Below are 12226 nucleotides of genomic sequence, written 5' to 3'. Positions count from 1 at the left end.
TTAATAGAACGTTTTTTTGCGGGTTTTGTTCCAGGTTATTACAATTAATAATCCTACAATCGCGCCTCCTATATGCGCCCATCTGGCTACATTGTCCCCGGCTGAGTTTTTTAGGGCGAAGAAGAATTCGTAGGAAAAATACAAGAGTCCAATCCACTTTGCCTTTATAGGAAACAGAAAATAAATATAGATATACGTATTAGGAAATAGGTATATAAAAGCAGCCAGGATTCCGAAAACTGCACCACTGGCTCCCAATGTAGCGGTGTTGATGTTTTTTTCGTAGAAGTTGGTTAAGGCCTCAAACATCTGGGCACTTGCCATGGCATTGTCCGGATTGTATCTAAGACCATTAATGATTTCACTGTGGTTTTCAAAACGGATATTGTAGCGATCAATAAAGCGGATCATTGCGTTGTTTAAAGATGCACCACCGTCTTCGTGCAGATTGAACAATACCTGATAATCTTTCATCAGGGGTATAAATTCATAACTTAAAAAAAGCAAATGAATAAAGGCTGCTCCCAATCCGCAAATCAGGTAAAAAGTAAGAAACCTTTTTGATCCCCACAGATTCTCTAAAACCGATCCGAACATCCAGAGTGCAAACATATTCCCTAGAATATGTCCGAAGTCGCCATGTAAAAACATATGAGTTACCAGTTGCCATGGCTGAAATAAATTACTTTGCCATCCGTGCAGTGCAAATATATCTTCCATGTTCAGGAATCCTGCAGGGCCGGATATTACATTTTGGGCAAGAAAAAAAAGCCCATTGATGATCAGCAGGTTTTTAACAATCGTTGGTAATATTTCAAATCTACTGGGTCTAAACTCTGTCATAATAATTACTTCAGTTTGAGCTGTACTACATTTTCTATATGCAAAGTATGTGGGAACATGTCTACCGGTTGTATTTTGGTTACTTCATATTTCTCGCTTAATAAAGCAAGGTCTCTTGCCTGCGTTGCGGGATTACAACTGACGTATACAACGGTAGGCGCTGCAATTTCGAGCAGTTTTTTTACCAGCTTTTCATGCATGCCTGCTCTTGGCGGATCCGTTATTACTACATCAGCTTTCCCGTGTTCAGCAAAAAATGCATCATCACAAATATCAATCACATCTCCCGCAAAAAAGCGAGCATGGGTTACTCCGTTAATGGCTGCGTTTTCTTTGGCGTCTTCAATAGCATCGGCCACCATCTCAACTCCCACCAGTTTTTTAGCATATTTGCTTACAAAAAGCCCGATACTGCCTGTACCACAATATAAATCATATACAAGCTGACTGCCATCCAGTTCTGCAAATTCTCGGGTTACTGCATACAATTTTTCAGCCTGTCTGGTATTGGTCTGGAAGAAAGATTTAGGACTGATTTTAAATGCTAAATCTTCCAGCTTTTCTATAATATATCCCTTACCATGATAAACAATGGGTTCCTGATCGTGTAAACTATCGTTTCTTTTGCCATTAATGGTATAAAGCAAAGTAGTTATTTCAGGAAACTGAGCCAGCAACTGATTTAATAAGGCAATGCGATGTTCTTTATCTTCATAAGCAATTACCATATTAACCATTAACTCTCCGGTTGTAGTATTCCTAATCAGGAGGTTTCTAATCCAACCCTGATGTGTTTTAATATTATAAAACGGCAATTTGTTTTCTAATACATAAGCCGCTACTGCTTTTCTGATAAGGTTAGTTGGTTCTTTTTGTAAATGGCAAGTATCAATTTCTACCACTTTGTCAAAAAAACCACGAACATGGAATCCTGCAGCTCCGGGTTCCAGGTCAAAATTGACGCCGGCTGTTTTCATTTGTCGGAATTCTTCGGTTGGAATATACTTGCGGGTTGCAAATGTGTATTCCATTTTATTCCTGTATTCTCTTGTAATGTCTGCCCCTAATATGGGTGCAATGCCCGGCAAAGGAATTTTAGCTATCCGGGTAAGATTGTCTGTAACCTGCTTTTGTTTGTAATACAATTGTTTTTCGTAGGGTAGCATTTGCCACTGACAACCTCCACATACTCCGAAGTGTTTGCAAAAAGGTTGTACCCTATCTGAGGAATAGCTATGAAAATGAATCGTAAAACCTTCGGCCCAGTCAGCCTTACTTTTGGTTAACTGAATATCTACCAAATCTCCGGGAACAGCTCCCTCAATAAAAATGACTTTTCCATCTACCCTGGCAAGCGATTTTCCCTCGGCTGCATAGTCTTCTACCAGTACTTTTTCAAGTACGACTGTTTTTCGTTGTTTTCTCACTTTGTAAAGGTAGGTTGCGTTTTCTATTTAGCCCCCTAAATTGCTTATTTTTAGCTTTAAATACTGTGTATGCGTCGTTTAATGATGGTTGTGTTAATGAATGGGTTGTTAATTGGGTTAGGCCAGGAGTCTTTTGCACAGAAAAAACCTGTAAAGCAAGCAGAAAAATCTACGACCGCCAATGTAGGCAGAGAGATCTCCATCACCCTTACCCCTCTAAAAAATACTAAAATTTACCTAGGTAGTTATTTTGGGAAAGGCATGACCCTAGTTGATTCCGCCTTTTTAGACATAAATAGCAAGGGTGTTTTCAAAGGTGATAAAAAACTAACCAGGGGCATTTATTTTGTTGTTTCTCCTAATTATACCATTCAATTTGAGTTTTTAATGGATGGCAAACAGAAATTTGAAATTAAAGGGGATACTTCGGCCAAGGAGTCTGCTCAGATTATTGGATCTCCTGATAATGATCTGTTTAAGCAATATGCTCAGTTCTCCAATGCTAAAGGGAAACAGGCTCAGCAATTGAGGTCTTCACTACTTTCGGCCAATCCGGAAGACGCCGCCAAAATTAGGGCTTCATTAGCCACAGTTGAAAAGGAGATAAAACAGTATCAGCAAAATATACACCAGAAACATCCTGGTTCATTATTGTCAACCTTGTTTCATGTTATGAAAAGGCCCGAACTGCCTGCAGTTCCTATGATTAAAGGGAAGCCTGATTCAGCTTATCCCTATCAATATGTTAAACAGCACTTCTGGGATGATGTGCTCTTTAATGAAGATCTATTACTGAGAACCCCGTTTTTTGAACCCAAACTGGATGATTACTTTACCTATTATGTGTCTCCCGAGCCAGACTCTATTATTCAAGAAGTGAAGGAAATGCTATTCATGGCTAAAACAGCAAAAGAGATTTACCCTTATCTGTTAACCAAATTTACCAACAAGTATATTAATCCCGAATTTATGGGACAGGATAAGGTATTTGTGTACCTGTTTGAGAATTTTTATGCCAAAGGTGATACAGCTTTATTGAATCCGGCTTCCCGAAAAACGATTACTGAGAGAGCTTATAGCCTGATGGCCAATCAATTAGGACAACAGGCACCTGTGCTGAATCTGACAGACACAACCGGCAAAAAGAAGCAATTGTATGAGGTAAAAGCACCTTTTACGCTGGTTGCTTTCTGGGATCCCAATTGTGGTCATTGCAAAGAAGAAATACCCAGATTTGACTCATTGTATAAGGCAAAATGGAAGGCAAATGGGGTGGCCGTATATTCTGTGAATATTTATGAAAACGAAAATCAGTCATGGAAGAAGTTTATAGCAGAAAAAAATCTCTCAGTAGAATGGATTCATGTTTATCAGACTAAGGAAGACCGGTTGGCCGAGGAAAAAGCAGGAATGCCCAGTTACAGGCAGTTGTATGATATTTTTAAGACGCCAACATTCTATTTATTAGATGAAAACAAGCGCATTTTGGCTAAGCAACTGACCCTTGAACAGTTTGACGCATTGATGGATGCAAAAAATCGCTGATTTCCTTTCATAGGATGATTGCTATTTGATATTCACTTAAAACATGTTGTAGTCATTTTACAACATGGACCATATCTACGAAGAAATCAAAAACAAACATCATCAGCGATTTAGATTATCAGCTGCTGTAATCAGTTCAATTGTGTTTACCTACTTGGTAACTGTGTTTCTTTTGTTAACCAACAGCTTAGTAAAGAATACCGGCGAAACCAAGGAAAGCCTTACTGCATCTCAGTTTACGGCCAAAAACAACATGAAACAATCGTCTTCGAGAAACTAAGTTCAGTTTTTTTATCCCCCGATTATACGCGGAGCTATTGAAAGATGGCCTCCGCTTTTTTTATGACTAATCTCATAGTTTTTCATTTTTCAATTTTGTAGATTTATTATTAAAGCTATCCCTAGTTTAAGGGAAAATACGGCATCCTTATTTGGTTAATTTTGTATAAGTTTTTAGTACAGATTCCTAATAATTATAAGAATTGTAAAAAACAAACATGTATTTAATCGGTATTATAGAAGATGATGTTCAGCTAAGAAAAACCATGGAGAATTATATCTCGCTGCAGCAAGATATGTCTCTTGTGTTTTCCTGTAACCGTATTGAAAAATGGATAAGTATACGTCAGGATGCAGGGATTGTTCCTGATTGTGTTTTATTGGATATTGGATTACCAGGTATTTCAGGATTAGATGCAATTTCAATTATCAGTAGCTATTACCCTGGTGTAAAAATTCTGGTAATCAGTGGTATGGAAGATCCTTTGGTTGCATGGCAGGCTATGATGAATGGAGCCAACGGCTTTTTATTAAAGCCATTCAGGTTAGCAGAAATGCAAAAGCAAATTGAAGTGCTTAAATCAGGAGGTACTGTTTTGGATCCTGAAACGATGACAGGATTAATACAAACAGCAAGAACAAGATTTAATTCAAATGGAAGCGCTGATCGTTTTAATGAATTTGGCTTAACGCAAAGAGAAATTCAGGTAGCTGAATTATTGGTAGCAGGATCGAGTTACAAGGAAATATCTACCATTTTAAATGTGTCTTATACAACCGTAAACGAGCATATTAAGAACATTTACAAAAAGGTAAAAGTGAACTCTAAAATGGCATTCATTAACAGATTGTCAGGTAAAAATTAACTACTCCATCCCCCTCATAAAAAATGACAACAGGCTCTTTATATACTTTATTGATTGCGGATGATGATAATATCAATCGGGTTATTCTAAAGCATATGCTTAAATCGCTTGAAGTTGACTTGGTGGGTGTATCAGATGGGACGGATGCTATGAAGTATTTGTACGAGCATCCAACTAAAAAAGTTATCATGTTGCTAGACCTGAACATGCCTAATATGGACGGGAATGAAGTGATAGCATTGGTGAATCAGGATAGTCTGCTAAAAGACAGAGTTCGGATTATTGTTATTACAGCGAATCTCTTGTCAATTTATGTAAAAGAAGGAATGAGTAATAAAGTTTTGGAATGTTTTGAAAAACCAGTGCGGAAAGAAGTGTTGATTGATGCCATTAATTTGGGCATATCACAACTCAATTAATAACAATGAATCTGAAAAAAGAGGAACTGTCTTTTATCTTCAATAGCCTGCCTAATGCAGTGCTGTTTGAGTCTTCAGATCATATCATACAATATGTTAATCAGCCATTCTGTACACTTTTTGGTATTGATGCTCCCAGTGAAATATTAATTGGTGCTAATTGTAAGGATAGTGCTGTAGATTCAGCAGACTATTTTATGGAGCCCTCCTTATTCCTTTCCAGGATAGAATCTATTTATGCTAACGGTGAACAAGTGCTTAACGAGGTAATTCAGTTTAAAAGTGGCGACACTTTACTTAGAGATTATATTCCCTACAAAAAAGATGAGAAAATTATTGGTCATTTATGGTTGTATAAAAAGACAACTCAGGAAAACAATATCCTAAGTGTTGCCAATTCTCAGAAACATTTTTATGAGGATTTAATGAACAATATACCTGCGGATATAGCCATTTTTGACCCCTCTCACCGATACCTTTTTGTAAATAAACTTGCCATTAGTAATGCTGAACTGCGAAAATGGATTATTGGAAAAGATGATTATGAATATTGTAAAAGGGCAAATCGTAGTACAGAAGGAGCAGAAAATAGACGAGCGCTGTTTAATAAGTGTATAGATACCAAAACAACAGTTGAATTTGAAGAACAAAATATTGACGGTTCTGGTAAAATCATATATAACCTGCGCAGATTCTCTCCTGTTATTGGAATGCAAGGTAAAGTTGAATATGTAATTGGCTATGGCATTAATGTATCTACCATAAAAGAAGGCGAGCGAAAGCTTCAGGAACATTTTAACGAACTAAAATCAATGTTTAACAATATTGATCAGTTGGTTATTACGCTGGATATGAATGGAGCGGTGAATTTTGTGAATTCTCAGTGGCTGAATATAACCGGATTAGATCAGGATATGTTGGGTGAAAGCAGCCTTTTCCAGTTAATTGAGTCTGGTCTTGAGAATTTCCGAAAAACGCTATTTACCGTATTCAGTGGCTATCATTTACCGCCTAGTACTGAGAAGCAGATTGTAATAACCGACAAAAATGGTCAATTAAGAACCATGCGTTATTACATGGCCAGGTTTAATCATGTTAGAGAGCGCGGGCAAATTGTTGCTGTGTTCTTTACAGACATTACCGATCAGTTAAAAGCACAAAAAGATTTACTGGAAACGGCAATGCGCGAAAGAAACCTGAGCGAAATGAAAACCAATTTCATGTCGATGGTCTCTCACGAATTGAGAACACCTTTGTCAGTAATACTATCCAGTGCTGAAATTTTAGAAATGGTATATAGCAAGCTAACTCCAGAAATGGCAGAAAAAGGTGCTGTATATATTAATAGAATTGTTGGACAGGTTGATAAAATGACACAGCTGATGAATGATTTCCTATTTATCAGTAAAATTGAATCAGGGAAGATTAAGCCTCAGTTAGAGTTGCTGGACATTCAGCTCATGTTGCACGAAATTAAAGAAGAGTCTTATAACCCCTGGACAGATGGCAGAATACTTCAGGTTATTACCAAAGGGGCACCTCGACTAGTAAAATTTGATAAAACAATGCTAAGGCATATTCTTTCCAATCTCTTGAGTAATGCATTTAAGTATTCTTCAAATTCCACACAAGATCCTATCATCCGGGTAAGTTTTACTGATCAATACTGGTTTGTTACAGTGGCTGATGCTGGAATTGGGATTGAGGAAGAAGATCTTTCAAGATTAGGAGAGCCCTTTGTAAGAGGAGGTAATGTGGGCGAAATAGAGGGTACCGGACTCGGTTTAATGACTATTAAATTTTTTGTAGATCATCATAGTGGTTTTTTACGTGTTAGAAGTAAACGGAATAAAGGCACATTGGTTAGTATCCGTTTCCCTTTTGATAGCAATAAAATTTTAAAATAATGAGTAAGCGAATACTGGTTGTTGAGGACGAAAGAGATATCAGAGACTCTTTAAAAACAATTCTTGAACTTAATGATTTTATTGTTGATACAGCTGAGAATGGACAAGTAGGCCTTGAAAAGGCTGAGGAAAAAAAGCCAGACTTAATATTATGTGATGTTATGATGCCGGTACTGGATGGTTTTGGATTATTGGAGCAGCTTCGTAAAAATGGCATTGAAACTCCATTAATTTTTTTAACAGCCAAAGCTCAGTACAATGATCTTAGAACAGGAATGAATTTAGGGGCTGATGATTATATTTTTAAGCCCTTCAAAAGTGCTGAATTGCTTCAGTCAATCGAAAGAAGATTAGAGAGAAAAGATCAGCTGGAGCAGCATTTGAAAAGGTTAATTAATAGTCTTGAACAAACCATTATTCTGATGGTTGGTCACGAATTCAAGACACCTATGCATGGAATTCTATCTTTTACCAATTTGATTAAGCAGAAGGCAAGTGAATTAGCCAATAATGAAATTGAGGACTTCTGTAATTATCTGGAAAGTTCAAGCAATAGACTGCAACAAACCTTTAGTAAGATTAAAACCTACTATGATTTAAAAATATCAGGTATTGCTCAGGTAAGTGACCGCAGAAAAGTTGCATTGGGCGATCTGGTAAAAAATATTTGTCTTCAGGTTGCAAAAGAATACAACCGTGAATCGGATTTGGTTTTCTCTGAAATTGATGAAAGTGAAGTAGTTCTTAGTGCGGAATTATTTTCTATCGCCTTATATGAAATGGTGGACAATGCTTTTAAGTTTTCTGAGAAAGGAAAAAATGTATTGATCAGTGCTACATTCAGATCCAATGGTATTAACATCCAAATTTTAGATGCAGGAAATACTTGTAAAGCGTCAGAGTTACGATCTCAGTCGGGCGTTATTGGTCAGGTAAAAAGAAAGAAACTGGAGCAGCAGGGTTTAGGAATAGGCTTGGCATTGGCTTTATTGATTATACATAGTCAGAATGGTCAAATTCTTTTTGAAGACATTCAGCCAAATGGTATTAAAACAGAAATTTTATTGAACTTATAATACAGATTCTATGAACGAAAGAAAAAAGGTTTTAATTGTAGAAGACACCAAAATGCTTCGCATGTCATTGGAAGTTATTTTACAGGAAACATATGAAGTAGCAGGAGCTGCGGATGGAAATGAAGCGCTTGAAATTTTAAGAGAGTTCACGCCGGATATTATTTTGTTGGATTTGATGTTGCCTTATCCGTTGGATGGTTTTTCACTTCTCCGGTTGTTAAAAAGCAATCCTTCAACCAATATGATTCCAGTAATTATCATTTCCGGAATGTCAGGAGAAGATAAAATTATACAGGGTTTAGAATTGGGTGCAAATGACTTTTTAGTAAAACCTATTAAGTCAAAAGAACTGTTACTTAAAATAAGGAACCTGACTGGTATTCTGCAGGTGAATGAAGAAAAAGTAAAACAAAAAAGATTGCTGGCCTCTAAAAATATCACTTCTTCAGAATCAAAAGATTTCTTTGAAGATTCATTTGAAGCCATTGTTGAAAAACTGAATGAAGACGATTTAAATACCATTCCTTCTATAGCTAAAAGAATGTCTGTTAGTGTTTCTACTCTTGAGAGAATGATTAAGTCGAAATACAATATGACCCCCAAACAATATATCACCGAAATCAAGCTGATGAAGGCTGAGGTTCTGCTTCGCCAGGGTAACACAAGCGTAAAGCAGGTTTCTTTTCAATCAGGGTTTAATTCTGTTGCGTATTTCTGCCATTGCTTCAAGAAAAAATATGGTAAGCCACCTAAAGCTTATTCCTCAGCTATTTCTAGTAAATAATTACTGAATTAACGGCAAGACCAACTGGACTTCGGTTCCTTCACCTAATTTGCTGCTTAGGAGTATTTTCCCATTGTGTAATTCCATGAATTGCTTGGCAACGGATAGCCCCAGACCTGAGCCCTGATAGGTGACTGTGTTGGATGCTCTATAAAAGGAGTGAAACACTTTCTCAATTTCATTTTCAGGAATTCCAATGCCAAAATCTCTGATTCTTATTTTTGCCTTATTAGCCTCGTAGCTGATGGTAACTTCCGGATTGGGGCAACCTTTTGAATATTTAAAAGCATTCGAAATAATATTCGTGATTACATGCATGAAAAGCAATTCATCTGCGGCTATTTTTTTATCTGAAGCTTCTTCTTTTAATACAACAGTCCTTCCGTCGGTTTCATTCTGGAAATAAGTTTTGATAATAGATTGTACAAATTTTGATAAGCTAATCGGGTGTAAATTATATGCTAATTGCTGAGCGTCATATCTGCCTACCAATAGAATATTATCCATCAACTGTGTCATTCGCTCAATCTGATCTTTGATCATTCCTGCAGAATCCTTAATTCTATCAGAAAGCTCAATATTTAGTTTTTTAGCAGCTATTTCAATTACTTCAATATTGGAGAAAATGACCGTTAACGGAGTCCTGAACTGGTGTGAGGTTAAACTTACAAACCCTGCTTTTAGTTCTGCCAACTCCTTTTCTTTCTCTAATGCAATTTTTTTGTCATGAATATCTATTATACTGCCTGCAATAAAATAATCTTTTACAGAGGCAGCTTTGTTTTCTCTTAAGGATAGTTCAACCCATCTCCAGCCATTGTTCTTTTGTTTCAATTTGGCTTCAACTGTAGATTTTCCAGACTCGTTAATCTTTAATGCATCAATCTGTTCAAGAATTAATGGTGTCTCTGATTCTTCAAAAAATCCTGTAATCGGTTGCATTATACAATCGTCAATGGCATAACCAGAGATTTCATTCCAGTATTGATTCATGAAGGTAATTTGATTGTAGCTGTTGAGTCGGAAAACTGCTTCTCCTAGATTATTAATCAGCTTATCAAATTCATTTTTTTGTTCCTCTAAAATTTCCTGCTGTTTTTTTAATGCAGTCACATCTACATGTGTGCCCACCATATAAATGGGTTTGCCATTTGCATCCCTTTTTGCTATACCAAATCCATTGATCCAAACATAGTGTCCAGATTTATGTTTAAGGCGATGCTCGTTTTGATAGGTTCTTTCAGTATTATTAAAATAGTCGTCTAAACTTTTTTCTACAATATTGATATCATCTGGATGAACCCTTACTCGCCAATTTTCATAAGTATGTTCAAATTCATTGGCTTCGTAGCCAATCATTTTCATGAATAAAGGGGAGAAGTTCAATTTATTATTGGTAATATCCCATTCCCACATTCCTTGTTGGGATGCATTAATAGTTAGTTCAAACCTTTCCAATAATTTATTTTGTTCTTTTTCTGCTTTTTCACGCGAAAGCCGGATACCTATATTTCTGGCTACTGTGTATAGTGCCTGAACTACTTCTGGTTCCCACGGATCTTTTGTTGTACAATTATCATAACCAATCCAGCCCCAATAATCTCCATCACAAAATATGGGAGTAAATAAATAAGTTAAGATGCCTTGAGATTCCATAATCTCCCGGAACATTTGGTTGGGAGAGTCTTCAACAAGACCGTACATGTATTTGTCTTGCGACAGAGTTTCATACATGTAGGGGAAAAAATCGTAGGAAACATCACTCAATTCTGGGTTCCCAAATTGTGGTTCAATACCTTCTCTACACCATTCATGTGTATAATATAATCGTAATTCGCTGCCGACTTTTTTATTTGTAAAAACATAGACGCGGTCTACCTGTGTTGCAGTACCAAGTGCTGCAATCACTTCATTGATAGCTTTGTCTATATTTCCTTCTGATAATAATACACTATTAGCGGTGGAAATGCTGTTTAAAAGATGAAGCATTAATAAACTATTGATATTCGTCAAATTTATCAATATTTCAGCGCAGCGTCTATCAATAATTCGCTAATGATGTATCAATTATTCGGATTAATATTATTTTAATAAACTACAATCACTTAGTGCACGGCTTTCACAACATTCCAGATGACTTTGGGTTTGCCCAGGGTGTAATAATGCAGGACAGGTACGCCAAAGGCTTTGAGTTCCTTGCTTTGCTGAATTAACCATTCGGTTCCCACTTGCTCGCATTCCGCATCCGTTTTGCATTTGGAAATGGCATTGGATAAATCGGTTGGAATGTCTACGTGGAATATTCTGGGTAAGATAGAAAGTTGTTTTTTGTTGGTAATGGGTTTTAGTCCTGGTATAATTGGCACAGTAATGCCCATGTCTCTGCAGGCTTTTACATAATCAAAATATTTCTGATTATCGAAGAACATCTGGGTCATGATATAGTCTGCACCAGCGTCTACTTTTTCTTTGAGTCTTTGTAAATCGATTTCCAGATTGGGTGCTTCAAAATGTTTTTCGGGATAACCTGCAGTACCGATACAGAAATTGGTTTTTCCTCCATTTTGAATATCATCGTCCAAGTAAATCCCACTGTTTAAATTTACCACCTGCTTTTGTAAATCAATGGCATATTTGTGGCCATCGGGTTCTGGTTCAAAGCTGGCTTCGTTTTTGGCGGCATCCCCTCTTAATACGAGTACGTTGTCAATACCAAGAAAGTTTAGATCGATCAATGCATCTTCACTTTCTCTTTTGTTAAAGCCTCCACAAATAAAATGGGGTACTGTGTCTATGGAGTAGTGGTTCATGATGGCGGCGCAGATGCCTACCGTGCCTGGTCTTTTGCGCACTTCCACTTTTTCGAAAGTTCCGTCGGATTTTTTCTTGAAAGCCGTTTCACTTCTGTGATAAGTAACATTGATCCAGCTGGGTTTAAATTCCATTAAGGGATTTAAGTGATCAAATACATGTTGGATGGTCTTGCCTTTTAATGGTGGTAATACCTCAAATGAAATTAATGTATCCTTGGCCTGCTGTATATGTTCGGTAACTTTCATGTTGCAATATACAAACGACAT

Annotated in this window: 11 protein-coding genes; 7 read left to right on the top strand and 4 right to left on the bottom strand. The window is 36.9% G+C overall.

Translation table 11 applies throughout. The annotated features are described in order from the left end of the window. Nucleotides 1-843, bottom strand: a complete 843-nt coding sequence (locus tag TEGAF0_RS09625; RefSeq protein ID WP_264897963.1) for a rhomboid family intramembrane serine protease — start codon at nt 841-843, stop codon at nt 1-3. Nucleotides 844-848: 5 nt separating this feature from the next. Then, nucleotides 849-2270 carry a 23S rRNA (uracil(1939)-C(5))-methyltransferase RlmD gene (rlmD, locus tag TEGAF0_RS09620; RefSeq protein WP_264897962.1) on the bottom strand — a complete coding sequence of 474 codons (1422 nt, stop codon included), beginning with the start codon at nt 2268-2270 and terminating at the stop codon, nt 849-851. Between the two features lie 69 nt (nt 2271-2339). On the opposite strand from rlmD, the gene TEGAF0_RS09615 reads away from it, so the two are divergent. From TEGAF0_RS09615 to TEGAF0_RS09585, 7 genes are all read left to right on the top strand, one after another. After that, complete coding sequence (locus TEGAF0_RS09615; protein ID WP_264897961.1) at nt 2340-3815, top strand: TlpA family protein disulfide reductase; 1476 nt, start codon at nt 2340-2342, stop codon at nt 3813-3815. 64 nt (nt 3816-3879) lie between these two features. Further along, nucleotides 3880-4095 carry a hypothetical protein gene (locus TEGAF0_RS09610; protein WP_264897960.1) on the top strand — a complete coding sequence of 72 codons (216 nt, stop codon included), beginning with the start codon at nt 3880-3882 and terminating at the stop codon, nt 4093-4095. A gap of 217 nt (nt 4096-4312) precedes the next feature. Continuing rightward, the gene (locus TEGAF0_RS09605; RefSeq protein WP_264897959.1) at nt 4313-4960 is read left to right on the top strand and encodes a response regulator transcription factor; all 648 of its coding nucleotides are present in this window, start codon (nt 4313-4315) and stop codon (nt 4958-4960) included. A gap of 23 nt (nt 4961-4983) precedes the next feature. After that, entirely contained in the window at nt 4984-5379 is a 396-nt protein-coding gene (locus TEGAF0_RS09600; RefSeq protein WP_264897958.1) for a response regulator, read from the top strand. A 5-nt stretch (nt 5380-5384) separates the two neighbouring features. Continuing rightward, entirely contained in the window at nt 5385-7286 is a 1902-nt protein-coding gene (locus tag TEGAF0_RS09595) for a sensor histidine kinase (protein ID WP_264897957.1), read from the top strand. Then, nucleotides 7286-8362, top strand: coding sequence for a hybrid sensor histidine kinase/response regulator (locus tag TEGAF0_RS09590; RefSeq protein ID WP_264897956.1), 1077 nt, complete (start codon nt 7286-7288; stop codon nt 8360-8362). Before TEGAF0_RS09595 ends, TEGAF0_RS09590 begins: the two co-directional genes overlap by 1 nt. Nucleotides 8363-8372: 10 nt before the next feature. Beyond that, complete coding sequence (locus TEGAF0_RS09585; protein WP_264897955.1) at nt 8373-9146, top strand: response regulator; 774 nt, start codon at nt 8373-8375, stop codon at nt 9144-9146. Here the strand turns inward: TEGAF0_RS09585 and TEGAF0_RS09580 are convergent, their stop codons facing one another. After that, a complete protein-coding gene (locus TEGAF0_RS09580; protein WP_264897954.1) occupies nt 9147-11135 on the bottom strand; it encodes a hybrid sensor histidine kinase/response regulator in 1989 nt (662 codons plus the stop codon). It abuts the gene before it with no gap. Nucleotides 11136-11251: 116 nt separating this feature from the next. Beyond that, nucleotides 11252-12205, bottom strand: a complete 954-nt coding sequence (locus TEGAF0_RS09575; RefSeq protein WP_264897953.1) for a methylenetetrahydrofolate reductase — start codon at nt 12203-12205, stop codon at nt 11252-11254. Nucleotides 12206-12226 lie beyond the last annotated feature (21 nt).

Source organism: Sediminibacterium sp. TEGAF015, assembly GCF_025997995.1.
GTDB lineage: Bacteria > Bacteroidota > Bacteroidia > Chitinophagales > Chitinophagaceae > Sediminibacterium.
This window is presented reverse-complemented; position numbering and strand designations above follow the sequence as displayed.

Bases quoted from the DNA above. Each gene is read 5' to 3' on its own strand.
- TEGAF0_RS09625 (WP_264897963.1), bottom strand. From the start codon at position 843: ATGACAGAGTTTAGACCCAGTAGATTTGAAATATTACCAACGATTGTT.
- TEGAF0_RS09615 (WP_264897961.1), top strand. From the start codon at position 2,340: ATGCGTCGTTTAATGATGGTTGTGTTAATGAATGGGTTGTTAATTGGG.
- TEGAF0_RS09610 (WP_264897960.1), top strand. From the start codon at position 3,880: ATGGACCATATCTACGAAGAAATCAAAAACAAACATCATCAGCGATTT.
- TEGAF0_RS09605 (WP_264897959.1), top strand. From the start codon at position 4,313: ATGTATTTAATCGGTATTATAGAAGATGATGTTCAGCTAAGAAAAACC.
- TEGAF0_RS09600 (WP_264897958.1), top strand. From the start codon at position 4,984: ATGACAACAGGCTCTTTATATACTTTATTGATTGCGGATGATGATAAT.
- TEGAF0_RS09595 (WP_264897957.1), top strand. From the start codon at position 5,385: ATGAATCTGAAAAAAGAGGAACTGTCTTTTATCTTCAATAGCCTGCCT.
- TEGAF0_RS09590 (WP_264897956.1), top strand. From the start codon at position 7,286: ATGAGTAAGCGAATACTGGTTGTTGAGGACGAAAGAGATATCAGAGAC.
- TEGAF0_RS09585 (WP_264897955.1), top strand. From the start codon at position 8,373: ATGAACGAAAGAAAAAAGGTTTTAATTGTAGAAGACACCAAAATGCTT.
- TEGAF0_RS09580 (WP_264897954.1), bottom strand. From the start codon at position 11,135: ATGCTTCATCTTTTAAACAGCATTTCCACCGCTAATAGTGTATTATTA.
- TEGAF0_RS09575 (WP_264897953.1), bottom strand. From the start codon at position 12,205: ATGAAAGTTACCGAACATATACAGCAGGCCAAGGATACATTAATTTCA.